This window comes from Rhizobium esperanzae, assembly GCF_002204185.1.
Taxonomy (GTDB): Bacteria; Pseudomonadota; Alphaproteobacteria; order Rhizobiales; family Rhizobiaceae; genus Rhizobium; species Rhizobium esperanzae.
The window spans coordinates 110,644-132,502 of sequence record NZ_MXPU01000005.1 but is presented as its reverse complement, the minus strand read 5'-3'; the positions used below and the strand labels follow the sequence as shown (position 1 = coordinate 132,502).

Sequence of the window (21,859 nt, the reverse complement as noted above, 5' to 3'; positions counted from 1 at the left end):
GGGCATCTCCCCCACAAGGGGGGAGATCGATATGCCGAACCGGCTTCCCCAAACAATCAAAGCCCCCTGATCCAGCGTCGGACCACGGGGGACCGATGCGCTATCCGCTTGCCAATCTCCCCCCTTGTGGGGGAGATGCCCGGCAGGGCAGAGGGGGGTGGCTACGCATTCGACGCCCCAAAATGGGGGCAGACCCTATGAAACCCGATACCTTCAAAAACAAGATCGTCCCCGTCACCACCATCCTGCTCGCGCTCATCGCCATCTGGTATGTCGCCGCCATTCTCATGAACGCGCCGTTCCAGCGCGACATGGACAGCCGCGCCGGCGTCACGCCGACCACGCTGGAATTCATTGGCAAGACACTGGCGCAGCCGAAGCCGATCCTGCCGGCGCCGCATCAGGTGGCTGAGAATGTCTACGAGAACACTGTCCTGCGCAGCCTTTCGAGCAGCCGCAGTCTCGTCTACCACAGCTGGGTGACACTCTCTTCCACCCTGCTCGGCTTCGGTTTCGGCATGCTGCTCGGCATTCTTCTCGCCGTGCTGATCGTGCACAACCGCGCCATGGACCGCTCGCTGATGCCCTGGCTGGTGGCAAGCCAGACGATACCGATTCTCGCCATCGCGCCGATGATCGTCATCATCTCCTACAACGTGCTGACCGGCGACAATGCGCTGGCGCATCTGCTGAACCTCGATTCCGACGCCTCCCGCCTCGTCTCCAAGGCGCTGATCTCCACCTACCTCTCCTTCTTTCCGGTCGCCGTCGGCATGGTGAAGGGGCTGCGGTCGCCCGAAATCCTCTATCTCGATCTGATGCGAACCTATAACGCCAGCCCGATGCAGACCTTCTGGAAACTGCGCGTCCCTGCCTCGATCCCGTTTCTCTTCACCTCGATGAAGGTCGCGATCGCAGCAAGCCTCGTCGGCGCCATTGTCGGTGAATTGCCGACGGGCGCGGTTGCAGGCATCGGTTCGAAGCTGCTCGCCGGCTCCTATTACAGCCAGACGATCGATATCTGGGCGGCGCTGGTCGCCGGCTCGCTGCTTGCCGGCGTTCTGGTCGCGATTGTCGGCCTGGCGGCGAAGATCGTCGACCGCGCTATGGGCGGGAGGCCGGCATGAAACGTCTGAGCTTCTCCTGGCAAGGCGCGGCCGCTCTTCTTTTCTGCGTCGCAGCCCTGGCAACCTTGCCGCTTCTGGCCGAGGGCGCGGCCCGTCCCTTAACCGACGGCACCGCAAGCCTCATCTTCATCGTCATCGCCGCGGCCGCTCTCCTGTCCTTTGCACCGCAGCAGCCGGCCTATCGCGCCACCGTTCTGTTCATCGGTGCGCATGGCGCCGCCTGGCTGCTGCTTGCGACCCTTTCCGGCAACGAGGGCACCGCGACCCGAGCCTACTTCCTGCTGCTCTTCGCTGCCTGGCTGCTTGCCTGGCGATGCGTCACCGAGCTGTCGAAAGCGCAGCCTGCCGCCGCCTTCGGCACATCGGTGCTCGAACTGCTCATTCCGTCGATTTTCGGCGTCTGGATTCTCATCCTTTGGGAGGCGATTACGCGCGGTGCCGGCATCTCCTTCATCATTCTGCCGCCGCCGAGCGCCATCGGCGCGCGCATCATGGCCTCCTTGCCGATTCTCGGTGCGGATGTCAGGCAGACGATCTTCAAGGCGGTGCTGATCGGTTATGTCATCGGCTGCCTCAGCGGCTTCATCGTCGCCGTGCTCGCCGACCGCATCGCCTTCCTGCGCCGCGGTCTCCTGCCGATCGGCAACATGGTATCAGCCCTGCCGATCATCGGCATCGCGCCCGTCATGGTCATGTGGTTCGGTTTCGACTGGCCGTCGAAGGCCGCCGTCGTCATCATCATGACCTTCTTCCCGATGCTGGTGAACACCGTCGCCGGCCTTGCCGCCTCCGGCAGCATGGAACGTGACCTGATGCGCACTTACGCCTCGAGCGACTGGCAGACGCTGTTCAAGCTCAAGCTGCCGGCAGCCATGCCCTTCATTTTCAACGCACTGAAGATCAACTCGACGCTGGCGCTGATTGGTGCCATCGTTGCGGAATTCTTCGGGACGCCGATCGTCGGCATGGGCTTCCGCATCTCCACCGAGATCGGCCGCATGAATGTCGACATGGTGTGGGCGGAAATCGCTGTCGCGGCGCTGGCCGGCTCGATCTTTTATGGTGTCATCGCCCTGACCGAACGGGCGGTGACGTTCTGGCATCCGTCTATCCGTGGTGGCTAGGCGCGCGCGGGCTTCGCAAATGGGGTCCGGGCATAACTTCAGAGGGTAAGGACAAGAAAATGAAAAAGTTGATGGTTGCAATGATGGCGAGCGCCATGTCGCTGGCGGCGGCCCATGCGATGGCCGCCGACAAGGTGGTTCTGCAGCTGAAATGGGTCACGCAGGGCCAGTTCGGCGGTTATTATGTCGCCAAGGACAAGGGCTTCTACAAGGAGGAAGGCCTCGACGTCGAGATCAAGCCGGGCGGCCCTGATATCGCCCCTGAGCAGGTGATTGCCGGCGGCGGCGCCGATGTCATCGTCGACTGGATGGGTGGCGCTTTGGTTGCCCGCGAAAAGGGCGTTCCGCTCGTCAACATCGCCCAGCCCTACCAGAAATCCGGCCTGGAAATGATCTGCCGCAAGGACGGCCCTATCAAGACCGAGGCCGACTTCAAGGGCCATACGCTCGGCGTCTGGTTCTTCGGCAACGAATATCCGTTCTTCGCCTGGATGAACAAGCTCGGCCTCTCCACCGAAGGCGGCCCGAACGGCGTCACCGTGCTGAAGCAGAGCTTCGACGTGCAGCCGCTCGTCCAAAAGCAGGCCGACTGCATCTCCGTCATGACCTATAATGAATATTGGCAGGCGATCGATGCCGGCTTCAAACCGGAGGAACTGACTGTCTTCAACTATACGCAGATGGGCAACGACCTTCTCGAAGACGGTCTCTACGCGATGGAAGACAAGCTGAAGGACCCGACCTTCAAGGAGAAGATGGTCAAATTCGTCCGCGCCTCGATGAAGGGCTGGAAATACGCGACCGAGAACCCCGATGAAGCCGCCGAGATCGTCATGGACAATGGCGGCCAGGACGAGAACCACCAGAAGCGCATGATGGGCGAAGTCGCCAAGCTGGTCGGCGACGGCTCCGGCAAGCTGGACGAGGCGCTCTATGCCCGCACGGCAAAGGCACTGCTCGATCAGAAGATCATCAGCAAGGAGCCATCGGGCGCCTGGACGCACGAGATCACCGACGCCGCATCCAAGTAAGGACAGCAGCATTTTAGGAACGCGCGGGGGACATTTCCCGCGCGTTTCGTTTTCCCCACTGATAAAAAATGCCTTGCACCTGTCGCATTTATCTGGCGTCAAACGTCATTAGGAGAGAAGCAGGATCAATCATCGTCATGTTCGCATAACCCTACGACGATTGATTCAGGTTCTGATGGTAATTATTATCGGCTCATGGGGAATTGTTTTCTGCCGGGCTTGCATATCGAGCAAATCGATACCAACTAGAAGCCGATTTGCCGGCGAGGGATGAAGACGGCAAATGATGTGTGGATACCCCTGAGAATGCAGGAAAGGCAGTGGCCTGGTCGCGAGCTCAATGGCAGACGCGCGAATTCGGCTAAGCTTATGACGAGATTGGACGAAAACGCATGGCACGCAAGCCGACTGGAATTTTAGGCGCATCCACCCTTTTTGCAGCGGCGCTGGCTGCATCCACCGCGTTTTCGCAGGAGGCGCCGGTCGCAAAGCCGCAGCAGAACCTGCCAGCGATCGTCGTCACCACAGCTGTGAACCGTACTCTCGTCGACCGTGTCATCGGCACCGGAACGGTCAAGCCCGTCGAGGAAGTCTATATCCAGCCGCAGGTCGAAGGCCTTTCGATCCGCACGCTGAAAGCCGATATCGGCGACAAGGTTCAGGCGGAAAGCACGCTGGCGACCCTCAACGATGACGCGCTGGTCCTGGAGAAAAGCCAGATGATGGCGACGAAGGCCAAGGGCGAGGCTAGCCTCGCCCAGCTACGCGCCCAGCTCATCGAGGCGCAGGCCAATGCCGAGCAGGCAAGACAGCAACAGGCCCGCGCCCAGGAAATGGTCAAGAAGGGCACGGTTTCCACCGCCCAGGTCGAACAGGCTGATGCGACCGCCGCTGCCGCCAATGCCCGCGTCGTCTCCGCCGAACAGGCGATCGAGGTCGCCGAAGCCGATCTGAAGGTCTTCGACAGCCAGATCGCCGACGCCGATCTGAAGCTCGCCCGCACCGACGTGAAGACGCCGGTTGCAGGCGTGGTTTCTGCAAAGAATGCCAAGGTCGGCGCGATTGCCGCCGGCAATGGCGATCCGCTGTTCACCATCATCCGCGACGGCGATATCGAGCTTGTCGCCGAAGTCGCCGAAAGCGACATCGTCAGGATCATGGCCGGTCAGAAGGCGACGATATCGCTATCCGGCAGCCGCGAAAAGCTTTCCGGCGCCGTGCGCCTGGTTTCACCCACCGTCGATTCGGTGACCCGCCTCGGTCTCGTCCATATCTCCATCGACGACGACAGCAAGGCGCGTTCCGGCATGTATGGCAGCGCCGAGATCATCGTCCGCGAAACCGAGGGCGTATCGCTTCCCCTGACGGCGGTGCTGACCGGCAACGAAGGCTCCTCCGCCCGGAAGGTCGAAGACGGCGTGGTGAAATTCGCCAAAATCGAGACCGGCATCCAGGACGGCGCTTATATCGAGATCGTCAATGGATTGAAGAGCGGCGACGAGGTCGTCGCCAAGGCGGGCGCTTATGTCCGCGACGGCGACCACATCACGCCGGTGCGCGAACAGCCCTCGGCTTCCAACTAAAGAGACCATCCGATGAATTTTTCAGCCTGGTCCATTCGAAATCCCATCGCACCGCTGCTGGCCTTCTGCCTGCTGATCTTCATCGGCATCCAGTCCTTCAACACGCTGCCGATCACGCGCTTCCCGAACATCGACGTACCGCTCGTCTCGATCAGCGTTACGCAAAGCGGCGCTTCGCCGGCCGAGCTCGAAATGCAGGTGACGAAGGAGATCGAAGACGCGATCGCCTCCATCACCGGCATCGACGAAATCCAGTCGACGGTGACCGACGGCAGCTCGCAGACCAACGTCATGTTCCGGATGGAGGTGCCGACGGAACAGGCCGTGCAGGACGTCAAGGACGCGATCGACCGCATTCGCAGCGATCTGCCGGCAACGGCCGAAGCACCGATCGTTACCAAGGTCGATGTCGAGGGCCAGGCGATCCAGACCTTCGCCGTGTCATCACCCGACATGTCGCTCGAAGAACTGTCCTGGTTCGTCGACGACACGATCAAGCGCGCCCTGCAGGGCCAGGCCGGCATCGGCCGCGTCGATCGTTACGGCGGCGCGGAGCGCGAAGTGCGCATCGAACTTACGCCAGGCAAACTCGATGCGTACGGCATCACCGCCGCAAGCGTGAACGATCAGTTGCGCGGCACCAATATCGATCTCGGTTCCGGTCGCGGCCAGGTGGCGGGCAGCGAACAGGCAATCCGCGTTCTTGGCGACGCCCGCAACGTCGCCGAACTCGCAGACACGACGATTGCGTTGCCGAGCGGACGCTTCGTCAAGCTGTCCGATCTCGGCGTCATCAAGGACACCTATGAGGAGCCGAAATCCTTTTCGCGCTTCAACGACACGCCGGTGGTAACCTTCGGCGTCTTCCGCTCGAAGGGCGCCAGCGAGGTCAGCGTCGCCGAGACGGTCGCGCAGAGCCTCGATAAGGTGCGAAGCGAAAATCCGAACGTGAAGATCGAAATGATCGACGATTCGGTCTATTTCACCTACGGCAACTACGAAGCCGCCATCCACACGCTGCTGGAAGGCGCCCTGCTTGCCGTCATCGTCGTTTTGTTGTTCCTCCGAAACTGGCGGGCAACGCTGATCTCGGCCATCGCCCTGCCGCTCTCGGCGATCCCGACCTTCTGGGTCATGGACATGATGGGCTTCTCGCTGAACCTCGTCAGCTTCCTCGCCCTGACGCTCGCGACAGGTATCCTGGTCGACGACGCGATCGTGGAAATCGAGAACATCGCCCGCCATATCAAGATGGGCAAGACGCCCTATCGGGCGGCGATCGAGGCGGCTGACGAAATCGGCCTCGCCGTCATCGCCACCACCTTCACCATCATCGCGGTTTTCGTGCCGGTTTCCTTCATGCCGGGCATTCCGGGCCAGTACTTCATCCAGTTCGGCCTGACCGTCGCCTTCTCCGTCTTCTTCTCGCTGATGGTGGCGCGCCTCATTACCCCGATGATGGCCGCCTATCTCATGCGCGCCGAAGACGGCGTTGACGACCATCATGACAATGACGGCTTGCTGATGAAGGGCTATACGCGCCTTGTCACCGGCACGACTCGCAAGTGGTATTGGCGTTATACGACGTTGATCGTGGCCCTCCTCTTCACGGTTGGTTCGGTCATATCGCTATTCATGTTCGTGCCCGGCAGCTTCCTGCCGCCGGAAGACGCCTCTCGTATCGTTCTCTCCGTCGAACTGCCGCCGAATGCGCGGCTTGACGACACCGAGAAGACGACTGATGCGATCTATGACAGGGTCAAGGACATCAACGGCGTCGAAAGCATCTTCGTCCTCGGCGGCGCATCGCCGAAGGGCGAACTCGAACTGCGCCGCGCGACGATCACGCTCGCGCTCGACAAGCTCGACCAGTCGTTGGTCAAGAAGGTGGTCAACGACGTGCTCGGCCACATCCCCGTCATCGGCCCGATGCTGCCGAAGGTCGAAGTTCACGGCCGTGAACGTCCGCAATGGAACATTGAAAAGGAGGTCTTCGCCAAGCTGCGCGATATTCCCGACGTCCATATCCTCAAGCTCAACGACCGCGGCGAACGCGACCTCTCCTTCAACTTCCTTTCCAAGAACGAGAAGGACCTGAACGACGCCGTCGGCATTCTGGAATCGAAGCTCCGCGCCGATCCGCTGCTCGCCAATGTCAGCGCCGACGGCGCCCTGCCCCGTCCGGAACTGCAGGTCTACCCGCGCAAGGACGAGGCCGCCCGCCTCGGCATCACGCCGCAGCAGATTTCCGAGACCATCCGCGTCGCCACCATCGGCGATGTCGATGCGGCCCTTGCCAAGATCTCGCTCGACGACCGCCAGATTCCGATCCGGGTGCAGGCCGCGCTCGACATGCGCCGCGACCTCGCGGCCATCCGGGCATTGAAGATCCAGACGGCCAGCGGCGGCACCGTTCCGCTCGCAAGCGTCGCCAATATCGATTATTCGGAAGGCGTAAGCTCGATCAAGCGCAACAACCGCAACCGTGTCGTCTCGATCGGCTCCGACCTGCCTCAGGGGGTGGCGCTCGACACGGCCTCGGCGCGCTTCCGCGAGATCGTCAAGGCGGCCAACATTCCGGCTTCCGTGCACCTTGCCGAAAGCGGCGATACCAAGGTGCAGACCGAGATGCAGCAGAGCTTCGTCAACGCCATGTTGATGGGTCTCCTGCTGGTGTTGACGGTGCTGATCCTGCTCTTCAAGGACGTGATCCAGCCCTTCACCATCCTGTTCTCGCTGCCGCTTGCCATCGGTGGCGTCGCGGCGGCTCTGATCATCACCAGCAATCCGCTGTCCATGCCGGTCATGATCGGCATTCTGATGCTGATGGGGATCGTCACCAAGAACGCCATCCTGCTCGTCGATTTTGCGATCGAGATGCGCCATCGGGGCATGGCCCGTGTCGAGGCCATGGTCGAAGCCGGCCGCAAGCGTGCCCGGCCGATCATCATGACTTCGATCGCCATGTCGGCGGGCATGCTGCCGTCGGCGCTCGGTGTCGGCGAAGGTGGCTCGTTCCGCGCGCCGATGGCAATCGCCGTGATCGGCGGCATCATCGTCTCGACGGTGCTGTCGCTCGTCGTCGTGCCGTCCTTCTTCCTGATCATGGACGACCTGTCCCGCCTGCTCGGCTGGATGTTCGGCCGTCTGGTCGGCAGGAAGGACGAGGAGGACCTGCCGCTGTCGCGCGAGGATCTCACTCGCGTTACCCGCGAGAACCGCAGCGACATCGATGCGCTGGACGAGCGCCTGACCGCGATCGAAAAGCCGGAAGGCAAGCGCAAAAACGCCAAAGGCAACGACACCAACGTTCTGCGGCTGCCGCCCTTCGCAGCGGAATAAGCCAAATCCAGACAATGAAACGGGCCGGGAGATTACTCCCGTCCCGTTCGTTTTGTCGTTCTTGCCGCCGTCAGTGTGATCGATCTGCCGCGGCAGATTCGACCAGTCAGAGCCCGCCCTGTTCTCTGAGGAAACTGACGATCGAGCTGACGCCGTCGCCGCGCTTCATGTCGGAGAAGACGAAGGGGCGTGAGGCGCGCATGCGCGTCGCATCCCGGTCCATCACCTCGAGATCGGCGCCGACATGAGGCGCCAGGTCCTTCTTGTTGATGACGAGCAGGTCCGAGCGGGTGATGCCCGGACCGCCCTTGCGCGGGATTTCCTCGCCCTGGCAGACGGAGATGACATAGATGGTGATATCGGCGAGATCCGGCGAAAAGGTTGCCGCCAGATTGTCCCCGCCGGATTCGATGAAGACGACGTCGAGATCGGGAATCCGCTCATTGAGGCCGGCGATGGCCTGAAGATTGATCGTCGCATCCTCGCGAATGGCGGTATGGGGGCAGCCGCCCGTCTCGACGCCGACGATGCGGTCCGAAGGCAGTGCCTGCATGCGCACCAACGCCTCGGCATCCTCGGTCGTGTAGATGTCGTTGGTGACGACAGCGACGGAATAGTCGTCGCGCATCGCCTTGCAGAGCTTTTCCGTCAGCGCCGTCTTGCCCGAGCCGACCGGCCCGCCGATGCCGACGCGCAGAGGTCCGTTTCGTGATTTCATATGTCGTACTCCAATAGGATTCCGATGATAGCGAGGCCGCCGGCACGCGCCACCGTCAAATGACGCAGTTGCGGGTAATTTGGTAGGTTAGGAGCGGAAAAGCCTGGTCGACTGGGTTTCGTGGCGCAAGCTGGCGATATCGGCCTGCACCGTCGCCGAACCGAGATCGTTGAGGGTTGAGGCTGCCGCCCGCCGCGCGATCCCGGCAATCTGCTCTTCAAGCCCGGCAAGTATGGCAATCCCATCCCTCTGCCCCGCGACGCCAAGTCGGATGCCTGCCGAAACCGCCTGCGAGGCATAGGCATGCAGAAAGACCGCGAGCACCTTCTCCGGTCTTATGCCATGGGCGCCCGCAACCGCTCCGACCGCGATGGGGTAGGCGGTCTTGCCAGGCAGCCTTTCGAAAACCTCATCCGGCCAGGCTCGCGCCGCCAAGAGGAAGGCCTCGCCGAGCAGCATCGTTTCCTGACGGCGCTCACGCGATCCGGCAAGCGCTTCGGCAAGCGCAGCGACTTCGGCAAGGCCTGGAGCCTCCACATGGCGCCTATGGCTCTCAGTCAGAAGCACCGCATCGTTCCAGACCGAGCCACGGCCGATCAGCGTGCCGATCCAGTCCGCAAGCGAGCCCGCGTCGGTGACGAGCCCATCGGCCACCGCCCGCTCCAGCCCACCCGAATAAGCAAAACTGCCGATCGGAAAGGCCGGTGAAAGCCATGCGGTGAGGCGCAGCAGTGCCTGCAATTCACGATCTTCGCTCATTGAGCCTCAGTCGTGTTTGTGGCCGTGATGCCCGTGCCCATGACCATGGTCGTGATCATGGTCGCAGGTGTGATCATGCGTGTGATCATGGTCATGTTCAGGATTATGATTGTGCCCGCGGTCATGATGAGCATGCCCGTGGTCATGCGAATGTCCGCCATGCGAATGATAGGCCCCGCGCGCAGGTTGGAAGGGCTCTTCGATATCGAGCACGGTGGCGCCGAGCCCCTGCAGCATGGTGCGAATGACATGATCGCGCAGAATGACGATGCGGTCCTCCTCGATCTGGGCGGCAAGATGACGGTTGCCGAGATGCCAGGCAAGCTCGACGAGATGCGTGCGGTCGCGTCCGCGAATTTCGAAGAGTTTCTCGTCGGCAGCCAGAATCTCGATCAGTTCCCCATCCTCGCGCACCAGCAGGTCGCCATTGGCGAAGAGCACCGGATCCTTGAGGTCGAGCATGACCATCTCGCCATTTTCCAGATGCAGCAGCTTGCGGCGCAGGTGCCGCAGATCATGCGGCAGCTTGACCTGGGCGGTCGGATGGGAGGACGGGGTTCCGGCAGGAAGGTAGGAGGTAACGCGCTGCATGACATGTCCGTTTTGCTGAAAGGACGACCATGCAAAATAGCTCTTGCCGATGCAAGCGCCAATGGCCTTTCGTTGGCAGCTTGGCTTTTATATCCCGTAGGCCTGCATCACGTTGTCGCTGCCCAGTCGCCTGCCCTCCGCGTCGGGACCAGCTTCAGCAAGTCCGTGCCAGGCATGATGCAGCCCCTCCCTCTCGTGCACGACGCGATTGCGTCCGAGCGCCTTGGCGAGATAAAGCGCCCGGTCGGCCGAGGCATAAACCTGCTGCTTGTTGCGCCCAGGAATGAGATCGGCCACGCCGCCGGAAATGGTGATGGCTATATGGTTCCCATCTGCCACAAGCGGCCTGCCGGCGATATCGGCCTGCACGGCCTGGATCCGCTCCAACCGTTTCTCCAGCGGTTCGCCGGAGACGATGACGCCGAATTCCTCGCCACCAAGGCGCGCAACGACGGACGATTCGTCGAAGGCGGTGATCAGCACCGCCGAAACCGCCGTGATAACCGCATCGCCGCAGGCATGGCCGAAGCGATCATTGATCGCCTTGAAACGGTCGACGTCGAAAATGACGAGCGAGGCGTCGCCTTCGATCCGATCCAGCGCCTCGGTGAAGGCGCGCCGGTTCAACAGGCCGGAGAGGGTATCCGTGCGGCTGAGCTTTTCGAACTTCGCCCGCGATAGCGTCAGCTCATGCATGGTGAAGCCTGTGGCCAGCGACAGCATTCCGGAAACCGTGCCGCCGACAAGCCAGGAAAAAATGGCGCCGAAGCCGATCGCGTGCGAAAGGGTCACTGGCAGCAGCCCGAGAAAACCGAGTGGCGGTATCGTCAGCGCAATGATGCCGCCGGAGAAAATGACGGCAAGAAAGCTCATCTTCAGCGCAAAGACATAGACGTGCCTGCGATATTGAAAATCGCCAAAATCGGCCTGCAGCGACATCCAGTTCCTCATGAGAATCGACCTTCCTGCCCGGCGTTTCAACGCATTGATACGAGCGCAATTACTGCGGGTGTCTTAATCGATGCGTTAAAATTTGAACGATTTCAGACGATTCGGTGGAGAGATTTTTTCTAGCAGGGGCTGCAAATCTCCAATCCCTAAATCGAACAGAGCACGGAAGCAGCTAATCAACTGATATATAAAAGCTTTGTTGAGGTCTTGCGCGGGTCTGTTTCAGAATGGTGTTACTGGAAAAATTTTGAGTTTTCCTAGTGATTTTTACAACCGAACAGAGAGTTCCGTTCACAATTTCGTTTGAGACTGGACAAGCCGGCGGGTGCGTCAATTGTAGACACCAATAGACAATCGCAATGATTGTGGAAGCGGGTTCCATAAGCCAGTTCGAAGCCCCGCCGAACGGAGTGCAGCGGCAGTCCAGGTGTTGCAGCCGAAGAGGGCATTGAAGTATCCCTTGGCTTCGAAAAACCGATCGATCTCCCCGTAACCCGCATCCGGGATCGGCGCGATCTCGCCCGCATTGCCGACGAAGCTGTCCGCGACGAATTGGCGCAGCCGCGCCAATTCATCGTCACCAATATCGAATGCGGTAACATCAGGCTGCGGCTCGGCAATATGGCCGGCGAGATCGACATGCAGCACCGAACGGTCGATCGTCAGCGCCCGTAGCACCGGTAGCGGCTTCAGCTCAGCCCAGGTCGGTGTTTCCAGATAGAAGGCGCGGCCGCCCCAGCCGACCACGAGCCATTCCGCATTCGGGTGATCGAGCGGAAAATCGGGATCGTCGAGAAAGGAAAAGGCAGCCCGCGTCTCCGCATCGAGCGGAATGGCAATATCGGTGTGGATCGGTCCCGACAGCAGAAGCACCCGGTGGGTTGGCGCCGCGGACGACGCCTTGACCGGAGCAATCAGCGGCCGGGGAATGAAGGTCCCGCCCGCTGCCAGCATCAGAAGCAGGAATAGGGCCCGCAACAGCCAGCGGATGCCCGTCCTCATCAGCCGCCGCGTATGCACGGATGCTGGCCTAAAACAGGAAATAGCGCTGCGCCATCGGCAGCACCGTCGCCGGCTCGCAGGTCAGCAGTTCGCCGTTCGCCCTGACTTCATAGGTCTCCGGATCGACTTCGATCTTCGGCGTCAGGTCATTGTGTATCATCGATGCCTTGGAGATGCCACCGCGCGTATTCTTCACCGCCACGAGTTCCTTGCCGACACCGAGCCGGCTCTTCAGGCCGGCGTCGAGCGAGGCCTGGCTGACGAAGGTGACGGAGGAATTGGTGAGGCTCTTACCATACGAGGCGAACATCGGCCGATAATGCACCGGCTGCGGCGTCGGGATCGAGGCGTTCGGATCGCCCATCGGGGCGGCGGCAATCGAACCGCCGAGCAGCACCATGTCGGGCTTCACGCCGAAGAAGGCTGGGTTCCAGAGCACGAGGTCGGCGCGCTTGCCGACCTCGACCGAGCCGATCTCATGGCTGAGACCGTGGGCGATCGCCGGATTGATCGTGTATTTGGCGATATACCGGCGGACGCGGAAATTGTCGTTATCGCCCTTTTCCTCCTTCAGCCGGCCGCGTTGGCGCTTCATCTTATCGGCCGTCTGCCAGGTGCGGATCGCCACCTCGCCGACACGGCCCATGGCCTGGCTATCGGACGAGATGATCGAGAAGGCGCCGATATCATGCAGGATGTCTTCCGCCGCAATCGTCTCCTTGCGGATACGGCTTTCGGCAAAGGCGATATCCTCGGGGATCGATGGCGACAGGTGATGGCAGACCATCAGCATGTCGAGATGCTCGGCGATGGTGTTGACCGTATAGGGCCGCGTCGGATTGGTGGACGACGGGATGACGTTCGATTGGCCGCAGATCTTGATGATATCGGGCGCATGGCCGCCGCCCGCCCCTTCCGTGTGGAAGGCATGGATGGTGCGACCCTTGATGGCGCCGATCGTATCCTCGACGAAGCCGCTTTCGTTCAGCGTATCGGTGTGGATCATCACCTGCACATCGTATTCGTCGGCGACCGACAGGCAGCAGTCGATGGCGCCGGGCGTCGTGCCCCAGTCTTCGTGCAGCTTCAGCGAGGTGGCGCCGGCCAGCACCATTTCGGTCAATGCTCCCGGCAGCGAGGCATTGCCCTTACCGGCAAAGGCAAGGTTCATCGGGAAGGCGTCCGCCGCCTCGATCATGCGGGCGAGATGCCAGGGGCCTGGCGTACAGGTGGTGGCAAGCGTGCCATGCGCCGGCCCCGTGCCGCCGCCGAGCATGCAGGTCATGCCAGACATCAGCGCTTCTTCGATCTGCTGCGGCGCGATGAAGTGGATATGGCTGTCCATGCCGCCCGCAGTAACGATCTTGCCTTCGGCGGCGATCGCCTCCGTGCCCGGGCCGACAATAATATTGACGCCCGGCTGCATGTCAGGATTGCCCGCCTTGCCGATCGCGACGATGCGTCCGCTCTTCAGCCCGATATCGGCCTTGTAGATGCCGGAATGATCGACGATTACCGCGTTGGTGATGACGGTATCGACCGCGCCGTCCGCCCGCGTCACCTGGCTCTGGCCCATGCCGTCGCGGATCACCTTGCCGCCGCCGAACTTCACTTCCTCGCCATAGGTGGTGAAATCCTTTTCGATCTCGATGAAGAGCTCCGTATCGGCAAGGCGCACCTTGTCGCCGGTGGTCGGTCCGAACATGCCGGCATAAGCGGCGCGGGAGATCTTGTAGGGCATTCATCAGGCTCCGTGGGAGGAAGAGACAAGTGTTTTTTCGCCGAGCCGCATGAGGCGGCCGGCGGTAATATAGCTATCGACAAGCTGCCGTTCGGCAGCAAACGGGTGCCATTCCCAGCCGGCGTGACCGAAGCCGGCCAGCATCACCTCGGCCTCGGTATATTTGCCCAGCACCTCGGCGATGACGATCATGCCGCTGCTCGGCACCACATAGGGCGCCGGCGCAAAGGCCGAAAGCGAGACGTCGACGGCTTCGTGGACCGCCTTGCCGATGACGACATGCGTCTTGCCGGCATCCGCGCAGAAGGCAGCGAACGCATCCGTATAGTCGTCGCAGAAATCGTCGAGCTCGGGACGCGAGACGCCAAGCGGCGCCCGCATCGCGGCAAATTTTTCCGGGTCGCGCACGCTCCAGATTTCGCGCGCCGCGATGATGCCGGGATGAGCGCGCCACGCGGGCGATCCGAGCATTGCCTTTGCCGGCCGGCCGGTATTGCAGACCGCAACGGCATCCGTGCGGCTGCCGCCGGCGCCGTAGGAGCGGCAATCGTTGAAGCGGATCACGAAATCGGCGGCATCGATGATGCCTGCCTGTCCTTCCCCGACCTCGCCATTGCCGACAATTACGATCTTTTTGATCACCCTAGTTGCTCATCGTGTCTTCGAGCTGTTTCAGCTCTTTCGTGCGTTTGTCCGTCTCTTCGGCCAGGCATCCGGCAACCAGCATCGGCTCCATCGTGCCGCCGCGGGCCTGAAAGCCGAAGGCATCGCATTCTGCGTCGCGATAGTCGATCCAGGCGCGTTGCGCCTTGACCAGCGCCTTTTCCGCGCCCTTCATATCGCCGTCGAGATCCTTGTCGATTGCCACCATGGCGGCACGCGTCTTCTTGTACTGTTCGTTCAGCGCCTTGTCGGCAGCCTCATGGCGCGCCTCTTCGCAGGAGGTCATATCCGATTGCGTCTCCGGATTCTTGCAATCGACATCCTGCGCGGACGCACCGCCGGCCACAAACAGCATCGCCGCCCCAATGAGGCAAATATTCAGACGCATTCACCTCTCCCGTTGTTCTAAAGCTTGCCCATCACCAGCTGGCGGAAGCCATAGACCTCGCGCTTGCCGGAAAGCGGGATCAGCGTCACCGAGCGCGTCTGTCCCGGCTCGAAGCGCACGGCCGTCCCCGCCGGAATATCGAGACGTTTCCCGTGCGCCGCCGCGCGGTCGAAGGCAAGCCCGGCATTGGTCTCGGCGAAATGATAGTGGCTGCCCACCTGCACCGGCCGGTCGCCGGTATTGGAAACTTCCAGCGTCACCGTCGGCGCGCCGGCATTGAGTTCGATGTCGCCGCTTGCGGCAATGATCTCGCCCGGAATCATAGAGTTCTCCCTAAGCCGCCCTGGGCGCGCAGCCCTCGGCTTTCAGCACACGTTTCGTCGACGCAGGATTTTTGGCGAGCATCGCTGCCGGCCGAATGGGCCTGACGACGAGGTTGCCACCGCAATTCGGGCAGGCGCCCTTCAGCACGCCGGCCACGCAATCGGCGCAGAAGGTGCATTCATAGGTGCAGATCCGCGCCTCCGCACTTTCCGGCGGCAGATCCTTGTTGCAGCATTCACAATTGGGCCTGAGCTCCAGCATGCTATGTCCTCACCGGATCGGTTCGTGCACGGTGACGAGCTTGGTCCCGTCGGGGAAGGTCGCCTCCACCTGCACGTCATGGATCATCTCGGCAACGCCTTCCATCACCTGGTCGCGGCCGATCACGTGGGCACCGGCCTCCATCAGCTCGGCGACGGGACGGCCGTCGCGCGCGCCCTCGACGACGAAATCGCTGATCAGCGCGATAGCCTCTGGATAGTTCAGCTTGACGCCGCGCTCCAGCCGCCGCCGCGCCACCATCGCCGCCATCGATATCAGCAGCTTGTCTTTTTCTCTCGGAGTGAGGTTCATTACGTGCCCATCTGCTTCGTGCTTAAATTCATAGATTCCAGACTTTCGGCACAGGCGCACCATTGCGCAAGGTGGAAATGACCGGGATCAGGATTTTTCTGAGCGAGAAGCCGTCGGCTGCCGCAAGGCGCACGACGAGCTTGTCGTTCCAGGCGCTGGCGCCACCCATCGGCCCTTCGACGAGCGGCCGGACTTTGCCGAGATAGGCTTCCGCCAGCGGCCCGGCATAGAGCAGTGTCGCAAACGCGACCTGCCCGCCAAGCACGGCCTGGCGCGCAGCCAGCGCCGAAATACCTTCGGAAAGCATCAGTTCCTCAGCATGGATCAGCCGGCCCGAACGGCGGATGCGCCAGCGGTCGCGAAAGAGCCCCGTCTCCACCGCCTCGCCCATCGCCTTGCGGCCGAGCAGCACCGCCTCGACGGCCAGGAATTCGGCGCGCCCGTCGAGATCGACATCGAGCCGGCGGAAAAGTGAAGCGCGGTCGAAGAGGATCGTTTCTTGCGGCAGCCAGTCGACGCGCGCTCCCGCACCGACTTCGATGCGGGTCGTCACCTCGGCGGCTCCAGCCGATGCCTTGTAGATCTTCTCGCAGGCCTGGGTGGTGACGTCGATCTTCGTGCCGGCGCCGGCAACGACGTTCCAGTCCATCCGGTCGCCGCCAGTCAGCCCGCCCGCGGTATTGATGATGACGGCTTCCATCGAGGCATCGAACGTATCGGGCAGACGGATCTTCGCCGCGCCCTCCTGATAGAGTTCACGGAGGCGCGTACGGCCATCGAGCAGCCTTGCCGCCAGATGCCCGCGTCCCTCCGCTCTTTGTGGTCTCGTGCTGGCCGCCGCAATCGTCATCTCGTCCCTTTCGGTCGCGCCACCGCTTTTCATTTCATCGCGCGGATGACGGAAAGCAAGCAATTCCCATGCCGCCCGGAAGATGCGGCAGATCGGCGAAGTAAGGCTCCCACTGCCGCAAAACGCGGCATCTGCCCGTCAGACGGTCAGATGACGACGGGCTTCCGGGGTATCCAGCGTCTCCGCCAGCCCTTCATGCACGATCTCGCCGCGATCCATGATGTAGACGTAGTCGGCAAGCTCCCGGCAGAAATCCAGATATTGCTCGACGAGCAGGATCGCCATGCCGGTGGATTCGCGGAGGTAGCGGATCGCCCGGCCGATATCCTTGATGATCGACGGCTGAATGCCCTCGGTCGGCTCGTCGAGTACGAGGATCTTCGGCCGCGTCACCATGGCGCGGCCGATCGCCAGCTGTTGCTGCTGCCCGCCGGAAAGATCGCCGCCCCGACGCGACAGCATCGACTTCAGCACCGGGAAGAGGCTGAAGATATCGTCGGGGATGTTGCGGTCGCGGCGGCCGAGCGGTGCAAAGCCGGTTTCGAGATTTTCTTTCACCGTCAGCAGCGGAAAGATTTCGCGTCCCTGCGGCACGTAGCCGATGCCCTGCTTGGCCCGGGCAAAGGGCGGCAGGCCATTCAGCCTTGTATCGTTGAAGGTGACGGTGCCGGCCGACAACGGATGCTGGCCGGTCACGGCGCGCAGAAGGGAACTCTTGCCGACGCCGTTGCGGCCCAGCACGCAGGTAATCTTGCCCATCTCCGCTTTGATCGAGATGCCGCGCAGCGCCTGCGCCGCGCCATAATGCAGATTTGCGTTTTCGACTGTCAGCATCCCTTCACCCATTCCCCATCAGTTCATCAGTGTGCGCCTCAGCGTCTGCAAGGCGTGCTCCTGTTCGTCTGTTCTTTCGCCGCCGGCCGCGGCCACGTCCTCGGCAATGCCGATCAGTTGCTGGCGCTCCTGCATGTCCAGCGCCTTTAGCCAAAGATCCCGGAACCGGCGGATCGGATCTTCGGGACTGGTGACGTTCTTCGACGCCCACTCACCGAAAACCAGAACCTCTTCCATGTCGCCCGGCCGGATGATGCCTTTCATGCGGTTGCGGACGACATCTCTCGCAGCGTCGAGATGGATTGGCTTTTCCTTGGCGAGGCAGAAGAAGAAGGCCACCGCCGCAATCGCCGGATCGGCGATCGACGCCAGCGGCGCTGCCGCTGCCTGCTTTCGCAATTTTCCGCGCTTATAGACGCCCCGCATGCGCTCGACGGAATCGATGATCTCGCTTCCCGCCTCACGCATCATTTTCAAACGCCAATACCAAACGGCCGCGCCGCTGATCGCTACGACCAGAATGCCGAGAAAAGCCATGATGAAGCCCCACAATAAACCCCACCCGTTTTAGAGCGTTTTCTCTTGTCGGGTTCAAGCCTCTAAGTTGCATTGATCACCGCCCCAGATAGTTCTCGATCACCTTGGGATCGGAGCTGACGAAATCGATCGATCCCTCAGCCAGCACTGAGCCTTCCGCAAGGCAGGTCACCTTGACGCCGAGGTCGCGGATGAAGCCCATATCGTGCTCGACGACGACGACCGAGCGGGTCTTGGCAATGTCCTTGAGCAGGATCGCCGTCTCCGCCGTTTCCGCGTCGGTCATACCGGCCACCGGCTCGTCGACGAGCAGCAGCTTCGGCTCCTGCGCCAGCAGCATGCCGATCTCCAGCCACTGCTTCTGCCCATGCGAGAGGTTGGCGGCCAGTTCGTCGCGCCGGTGAGTCAGCCGCACCGTTTCGAGGATCTCCTCGATGCGTGCCTTGTCCTCACCTGACAGCCGGTAGAACAGCGTCGAAAACACCGAGCGGCGGCGGTTGAGCGCCAATTCCAGATTGTCCCAGACCGTATGGCTTTCGAAGACCGTCGGCTTCTGGAATTTTCGGCCGATGCCGAGCTGGGCGATATCGGCCTCGTCCTTCTTCGTCAGGTCGATCGCACCGTTGAAGAACACTTCGCCCTCATCGGGCCGTGTCTTGCCGGTGATGATATCCATCATCGTCGTCTTGCCGGCGCCGTTCGGGCCGATGATGGCGCGAAGCTCGCCGGGCTCGATGACGATCGAGAGCGAATTCAGCGCCTTGAAGCCGTCGAAGGAAACGGAGACGCCGCTGAGATAAAGCACACTGTTCGGTTTGACGTCGGGAATCATGGCGCTCACTCCGCTGCCTGGATTTTCGGCTCGATGCCGTCTTCCTGCGCCGGCAGCGGCGCGGGCTCAGAGGCGGTCTTCCGCTTCGCGAAATAGTACGAGATCGTGCCGACGACGCCCTTCGGCAGGAACAGCGTCACGGCGACGAAGAGGCCGCCCAACGCAAACAGCCAGAACTCCGGAAAGAGGCCGGTAAAGATCGTCTTGCCGCCGTTGACGAGGATCGCACCGATGATCGGCCCGATCAGCGTTCCCCGCCCGCCGACCGCCGTCCAGATAACGACTTCGATCGAGTTGGCGGGCGCGAATTCGCCGGGATTGATGATGCCGACCTGCGGGACATAGAGCGCGCCTGCAATGCCCGCCATCATCGCCGAAACGACGAAGGTGAAGAGCTTGAAATGCTCGACGCGGTAGCCGAGGAAGCGCGTGCGGCTTTCCGCATCGCGCACGCCGACGAGCACCTTGCCGAATTTCGAACGCACGATTGCCGAGGCGATCGTCAGCGACAGCGCCAGGAAGATCGCGGTCGCGGCAAAGAGGCTGGCGCGCGTGCCGTCCGCCTGGATGTTGAAGCCGAGAATATCCTTGAAATCGGTCATGCCGTTATTGCCGCCGAACCCCATGTCGTTACGGAAGAAGGCAAGCAGCAGAGCATAGGTCATCGCTTGGGTGATGATCGAGAGGTAAACGCCGTTGACGCGGGAGCGGAAGGCAAACCAGCCGAAGACGAAGGCGAGCAGGCCCGGTACGGCGAGCACCATCAGCGCCGCGAACCAGAAGTGGTCGAAGCCGTACCAGAACCAGGGCAGCTCCTTCCAGTTCAGGAACACCATGAAGTCGGGCAGCAGAGGATCGCCGTAAACGCCGCGCGAGCCGATCTGGCGCATCAGATACATGCCCATCGCATAACCGCCGAGCGCGAAGAAGGCGCCGTGGCCGAGCGAGAGGATGCCGCAGAAGCCCCAGACGAGATCGAGCGCCAGCGCCAGCAGCGCATAGGTCAGATATTTGCCGAACAGCGCCATGATATAGGTCGGAATGTGCAGCGGATGGCTCGGGCCGGCCACAAGGTTCAAGACCGGCACCAGAATGGCGACCGCCAGCAGCAGCGCGACGGCAACAGAGATCCTGCGATTGAGAGACCGGAGAAGGAAGGCCGTTATCATGCTTCCACCGCCCTTCCTTTGAGTGCGAAGAGCCCGCGCGGGCGCTTCTGGATGAAGAGAATGATGAGGACGAGCACCAGGATCTTGCCGAGCACCGCGCCGGCGAAGGGCTCGAGGAACTTGTTGAGGACACCGAGCGACAGCGCGCCGACCAGCGTGCCCCAGAGATTGCCGACACCGCCGAAGACGACGACCATGAAGCTGTCGATGATGTAGTTCTGGCCGAGGTTCGGCGAGACATTGTCGATCTGCGAGAGCGCCACGCCGGCCATGCCGGCGATGCCGGAACCGAGCGCGAAGGTGAAGGCGTCGACCCAGCCGGTGCGGATGCCCATCGAAGAGGCCATGCGGCGGTTCTGGGTGACGGCGCGCATCTGCAGGCCGAAGGCGGAGCGTTTGAGCAGCATCAGGAGCGTCAGGAATACCACCATCGAGAAGACGATGATCCAGAGCCGGTTCCAGGTGATGACGAGCCCTCCGAAATCGAAGGCGCCGGACATCCAGCTGGGATTGCGGACCTCGCGGTTGGTCGGGCCGAAATAGCTACGGATCGCCTGCTGCAGGATCAGCGACACGCCCCAGGTGGCAAGCAGCGTTTCCAGCGGGCGGCCGTAGAGATAACGAATGACGACGCGCTCGATGACGAGGCCGACGAATCCGGTAAAGACGAAGGCGGCCGGCGCCGCGAAAACAAGCGAATAATCGGCAAGCGATGGAAAGGCCGAGGTGATATATTCCTGCACCACGTAAGTCGTATAGGCGCCAATCATCACCATCTCGCCATGCGCCATGTTGATGACGCCCATGACGCCGAAGGTGATGGCCAGGCCGATCGCGGCGAGCAGCAGGACAGAGCCGAGCGACAGGCCGTACCAGACGTTCTGGACGACGTCCCAGAGCGCCAGGTCGCGGTTGATCGAATTGATCTCCGTCTGGATCGCGGGCTTCAGATCGTCAGGGGCGTTCGCCATCGCCGTCGTCAGGATCGTCAGCGCATCGCGGCCACCGCGGGCGGCGATCATGTCGATGGCAGCCCGCTTCTCCTCGATGCCGGCATCGCTCTTCAGCACCATCACGGCCCGCGCCGCTTCCATCGTGTTTTTGATCTCGCCGTCCTTCTCGGCTGAAAGAGCCGAATTCAGGAGCTCGAGATTGGCGGGATCGGCATCCCTCAGCATGCCCTCGGCCGCTGCGAGCCGCGCGGAGCGATCCGGGCTCAAAAGCGTCAGCTGGCTCATCACAGTCGTGATCGTGGTGCGCAGCGAATTGTTGATCTTGACCTTCGACATCATGTCGGGGTCGATGTCGGCGACCGCCTCGCCGCTGATCGGGTCGGAATAGGTCGGCTCGTCCTCCGTGCCGCCCTGCACGAGCACAGGACCGCCTTCCGAATTGACGTAGAGCTGGCCGTCGCTCAGTTGCTGCAGGATCCGGCTGACATGCGAATCCCCGGAAGCGGCAAGCGCCCGGATGGCCGCATCGCGCTCGGGAAAGCCGCCGACGCCGAGCGCATCGACGAGAGCGTGCACGTCGCCCTCGGCGCGCAGACCGGTCACCGAAAGCGCCAAGCCGGAAAGCATCAGGCAAAATGTCAGAAGGAAAATCTTGATGGCGCGAAACATCGGCTCTCTCGCCTTGAGTGTCGTCGGCCTTGCGGCGCAGCGGTAAGGACAGAGCTTCCGTCCGGATCGGCTCCGGACGGAAGTCTTCAGGCTTTCAA

General features: G+C 61.9%; 22 protein-coding genes. 5 read left to right on the top strand and 17 right to left on the bottom strand.

Features of this window, described 5'->3' with window-relative positions; all coding sequences use genetic code 11:
* The first annotated feature begins 197 nt into the window (after positions 1 to 197).
* The 5 genes from B5E41_RS09030 to B5E41_RS09010 all read left to right on the top strand — a co-directional run bounded on the left by B5E41_RS09030 (position 198) and on the right by B5E41_RS09010 (position 8,207).
* Positions 198 to 1,127 (top strand): ABC transporter permease, encoded by a 930-nt coding sequence (locus B5E41_RS09030; protein ID WP_088392888.1) that lies wholly within the window; start codon positions 198 to 200, stop codon positions 1,125 to 1,127.
* Positions 1,124 to 2,251: an ABC transporter permease gene (locus B5E41_RS09025; protein ID WP_088392886.1), complete on the top strand. Its 1,128-nt coding sequence runs from the start codon at positions 1,124 to 1,126 to the stop codon at positions 2,249 to 2,251. Before B5E41_RS09030 ends, B5E41_RS09025 begins: the two co-directional genes overlap by 4 nt.
* A gap of 59 nt (positions 2,252 to 2,310) precedes the next feature.
* On the top strand, positions 2,311 to 3,282 hold the full coding sequence (locus B5E41_RS09020; RefSeq protein WP_088392884.1) for an ABC transporter substrate-binding protein: 972 nt from the start codon (positions 2,311 to 2,313) through the stop codon (positions 3,280 to 3,282).
* A 392-nt stretch (positions 3,283 to 3,674) separates the two neighbouring features.
* Positions 3,675 to 4,865, top strand: coding sequence for an efflux RND transporter periplasmic adaptor subunit (locus B5E41_RS09015; protein WP_088392882.1), 1,191 nt, complete (start codon positions 3,675 to 3,677; stop codon positions 4,863 to 4,865).
* Positions 4,866 to 4,877: 12 nt separating this feature from the next.
* Positions 4,878 to 8,207: an efflux RND transporter permease subunit gene (locus tag B5E41_RS09010; protein ID WP_088392880.1), complete on the top strand. Its 3,330-nt coding sequence runs from the start codon at positions 4,878 to 4,880 to the stop codon at positions 8,205 to 8,207.
* Positions 8,208 to 8,313: 106 nt separating this feature from the next.
* Here the strand turns inward: B5E41_RS09010 and ureG are convergent, their stop codons facing one another.
* The 17 genes from ureG to urtB all read right to left on the bottom strand — a co-directional run bounded on the left by ureG (position 8,314) and on the right by urtB (position 21,761).
* A complete protein-coding gene (gene ureG / locus B5E41_RS09005) occupies positions 8,314 to 8,925 on the bottom strand; it encodes an urease accessory protein UreG (protein WP_008534592.1) in 612 nt (203 codons plus the stop codon).
* A gap of 87 nt (positions 8,926 to 9,012) precedes the next feature.
* A complete protein-coding gene (locus B5E41_RS09000; protein WP_088392878.1) occupies positions 9,013 to 9,684 on the bottom strand; it encodes an urease accessory protein UreF in 672 nt (223 codons plus the stop codon).
* 6 nt (positions 9,685 to 9,690) lie between these two features.
* Entirely contained in the window at positions 9,691 to 10,275 is a 585-nt protein-coding gene (gene ureE, locus B5E41_RS08995) for an urease accessory protein UreE (protein ID WP_088392876.1), read from the bottom strand.
* Positions 10,276 to 10,362: 87 nt separating this feature from the next.
* The gene (locus B5E41_RS08990) at positions 10,363 to 11,226 is read right to left on the bottom strand and encodes a GGDEF domain-containing protein (protein ID WP_088392874.1); all 864 of its coding nucleotides are present in this window, start codon (positions 11,224 to 11,226) and stop codon (positions 10,363 to 10,365) included.
* 330 nt (positions 11,227 to 11,556) lie between these two features.
* Complete coding sequence (locus B5E41_RS08985) at positions 11,557 to 12,228, bottom strand: TIGR02117 family protein (protein WP_088392872.1); 672 nt, start codon at positions 12,226 to 12,228, stop codon at positions 11,557 to 11,559.
* A 28-nt stretch (positions 12,229 to 12,256) separates the two neighbouring features.
* Positions 12,257 to 13,969, bottom strand: coding sequence for an urease subunit alpha (gene ureC / locus B5E41_RS08980; protein WP_088392870.1), 1,713 nt, complete (start codon positions 13,967 to 13,969; stop codon positions 12,257 to 12,259).
* A 3-nt stretch (positions 13,970 to 13,972) separates the two neighbouring features.
* The gene (locus B5E41_RS08975; protein WP_088392868.1) at positions 13,973 to 14,611 is read right to left on the bottom strand and encodes a Urease operon accessory protein; all 639 of its coding nucleotides are present in this window, start codon (positions 14,609 to 14,611) and stop codon (positions 13,973 to 13,975) included.
* Between the two features lies 1 nt (position 14,612).
* Positions 14,613 to 15,020 (bottom strand): lysozyme inhibitor LprI family protein, encoded by a 408-nt coding sequence (locus B5E41_RS08970; protein WP_088392866.1) that lies wholly within the window; start codon positions 15,018 to 15,020, stop codon positions 14,613 to 14,615.
* 17 nt (positions 15,021 to 15,037) lie between these two features.
* The gene (locus B5E41_RS08965; RefSeq protein WP_088392864.1) at positions 15,038 to 15,343 is read right to left on the bottom strand and encodes an urease subunit beta; all 306 of its coding nucleotides are present in this window, start codon (positions 15,341 to 15,343) and stop codon (positions 15,038 to 15,040) included.
* 10 nt (positions 15,344 to 15,353) lie between these two features.
* A complete protein-coding gene (locus B5E41_RS08960; protein ID WP_088392862.1) occupies positions 15,354 to 15,605 on the bottom strand; it encodes a DUF1272 domain-containing protein in 252 nt (83 codons plus the stop codon).
* Positions 15,606 to 15,614: 9 nt separating this feature from the next.
* Positions 15,615 to 15,917, bottom strand: coding sequence for an urease subunit gamma (locus B5E41_RS08955; RefSeq protein ID WP_064695492.1), 303 nt, complete (start codon positions 15,915 to 15,917; stop codon positions 15,615 to 15,617).
* Positions 15,918 to 15,945: 28 nt separating this feature from the next.
* Positions 15,946 to 16,767 carry an urease accessory protein UreD gene (locus B5E41_RS08950; protein WP_088393243.1) on the bottom strand — a complete coding sequence of 274 codons (822 nt, stop codon included), beginning with the start codon at positions 16,765 to 16,767 and terminating at the stop codon, positions 15,946 to 15,948.
* Positions 16,768 to 16,905: 138 nt separating this feature from the next.
* Positions 16,906 to 17,601 (bottom strand): urea ABC transporter ATP-binding subunit UrtE, encoded by a 696-nt coding sequence (gene urtE / locus B5E41_RS08945; RefSeq protein ID WP_088392860.1) that lies wholly within the window; start codon positions 17,599 to 17,601, stop codon positions 16,906 to 16,908.
* Between the two features lie 18 nt (positions 17,602 to 17,619).
* Positions 17,620 to 18,138 carry a hypothetical protein gene (locus tag B5E41_RS08940; protein ID WP_088393241.1) on the bottom strand — a complete coding sequence of 173 codons (519 nt, stop codon included), beginning with the start codon at positions 18,136 to 18,138 and terminating at the stop codon, positions 17,620 to 17,622.
* Between the two features lie 76 nt (positions 18,139 to 18,214).
* Positions 18,215 to 18,970 (bottom strand): urea ABC transporter ATP-binding protein UrtD, encoded by a 756-nt coding sequence (urtD, locus tag B5E41_RS08935; protein WP_088393239.1) that lies wholly within the window; start codon positions 18,968 to 18,970, stop codon positions 18,215 to 18,217.
* A 5-nt stretch (positions 18,971 to 18,975) separates the two neighbouring features.
* Complete coding sequence (gene urtC, locus B5E41_RS08930; RefSeq protein WP_088392858.1) at positions 18,976 to 20,139, bottom strand: urea ABC transporter permease subunit UrtC; 1,164 nt, start codon at positions 20,137 to 20,139, stop codon at positions 18,976 to 18,978.
* The gene (urtB, locus tag B5E41_RS08925; protein ID WP_088392856.1) at positions 20,136 to 21,761 is read right to left on the bottom strand and encodes an urea ABC transporter permease subunit UrtB; all 1,626 of its coding nucleotides are present in this window, start codon (positions 21,759 to 21,761) and stop codon (positions 20,136 to 20,138) included. The genes urtC and urtB overlap by 4 nt, the downstream gene beginning before the upstream one ends.
* Positions 21,762 to 21,859: the final 98 nt, after the last annotated feature.

Bases quoted from the DNA above. Each gene is read 5' to 3' on its own strand.
- ureC (WP_088392870.1), bottom strand. From the start codon at position 13,969: ATGCCCTACAAGATCTCCCGCGCCGCTTATGCCGGCATGTTCGGACCG.
- B5E41_RS09030 (WP_088392888.1), top strand. From the start codon at position 198: ATGAAACCCGATACCTTCAAAAACAAGATCGTCCCCGTCACCACCATC.
- B5E41_RS09000 (WP_088392878.1), bottom strand. From the start codon at position 9,684: ATGAGCGAAGATCGTGAATTGCAGGCACTGCTGCGCCTCACCGCATGG.
- B5E41_RS08940 (WP_088393241.1), bottom strand. From the start codon at position 18,138: ATGGCTTTTCTCGGCATTCTGGTCGTAGCGATCAGCGGCGCGGCCGTT.
- B5E41_RS08970 (WP_088392866.1), bottom strand. From the start codon at position 15,020: ATGCGTCTGAATATTTGCCTCATTGGGGCGGCGATGCTGTTTGTGGCC.
- B5E41_RS08965 (WP_088392864.1), bottom strand. From the start codon at position 15,343: ATGATTCCGGGCGAGATCATTGCCGCAAGCGGCGACATCGAACTCAAT.
- urtC (WP_088392858.1), bottom strand. From the start codon at position 20,139: ATGATAACGGCCTTCCTTCTCCGGTCTCTCAATCGCAGGATCTCTGTT.
- B5E41_RS09015 (WP_088392882.1), top strand. From the start codon at position 3,675: ATGGCACGCAAGCCGACTGGAATTTTAGGCGCATCCACCCTTTTTGCA.
- B5E41_RS09025 (WP_088392886.1), top strand. From the start codon at position 1,124: ATGAAACGTCTGAGCTTCTCCTGGCAAGGCGCGGCCGCTCTTCTTTTC.
- B5E41_RS08950 (WP_088393243.1), bottom strand. From the start codon at position 16,767: ATGACGATTGCGGCGGCCAGCACGAGACCACAAAGAGCGGAGGGACGC.
- B5E41_RS08960 (WP_088392862.1), bottom strand. From the start codon at position 15,605: ATGCTGGAGCTCAGGCCCAATTGTGAATGCTGCAACAAGGATCTGCCG.
- urtE (WP_088392860.1), bottom strand. From the start codon at position 17,601: ATGCTGACAGTCGAAAACGCAAATCTGCATTATGGCGCGGCGCAGGCG.
- B5E41_RS09010 (WP_088392880.1), top strand. From the start codon at position 4,878: ATGAATTTTTCAGCCTGGTCCATTCGAAATCCCATCGCACCGCTGCTG.
- B5E41_RS08955 (WP_064695492.1), bottom strand. From the start codon at position 15,917: ATGAACCTCACTCCGAGAGAAAAAGACAAGCTGCTGATATCGATGGCG.
- urtB (WP_088392856.1), bottom strand. From the start codon at position 21,761: ATGTTTCGCGCCATCAAGATTTTCCTTCTGACATTTTGCCTGATGCTT.
- ureG (WP_008534592.1), bottom strand. From the start codon at position 8,925: ATGAAATCACGAAACGGACCTCTGCGCGTCGGCATCGGCGGGCCGGTC.
- B5E41_RS08990 (WP_088392874.1), bottom strand. From the start codon at position 11,226: ATGAGGAACTGGATGTCGCTGCAGGCCGATTTTGGCGATTTTCAATAT.
- urtD (WP_088393239.1), bottom strand. From the start codon at position 18,970: ATGATTCCCGACGTCAAACCGAACAGTGTGCTTTATCTCAGCGGCGTC.
- ureE (WP_088392876.1), bottom strand. From the start codon at position 10,275: ATGCAGCGCGTTACCTCCTACCTTCCTGCCGGAACCCCGTCCTCCCAT.
- B5E41_RS08985 (WP_088392872.1), bottom strand. From the start codon at position 12,228: ATGAGGACGGGCATCCGCTGGCTGTTGCGGGCCCTATTCCTGCTTCTG.
- B5E41_RS09020 (WP_088392884.1), top strand. From the start codon at position 2,311: ATGAAAAAGTTGATGGTTGCAATGATGGCGAGCGCCATGTCGCTGGCG.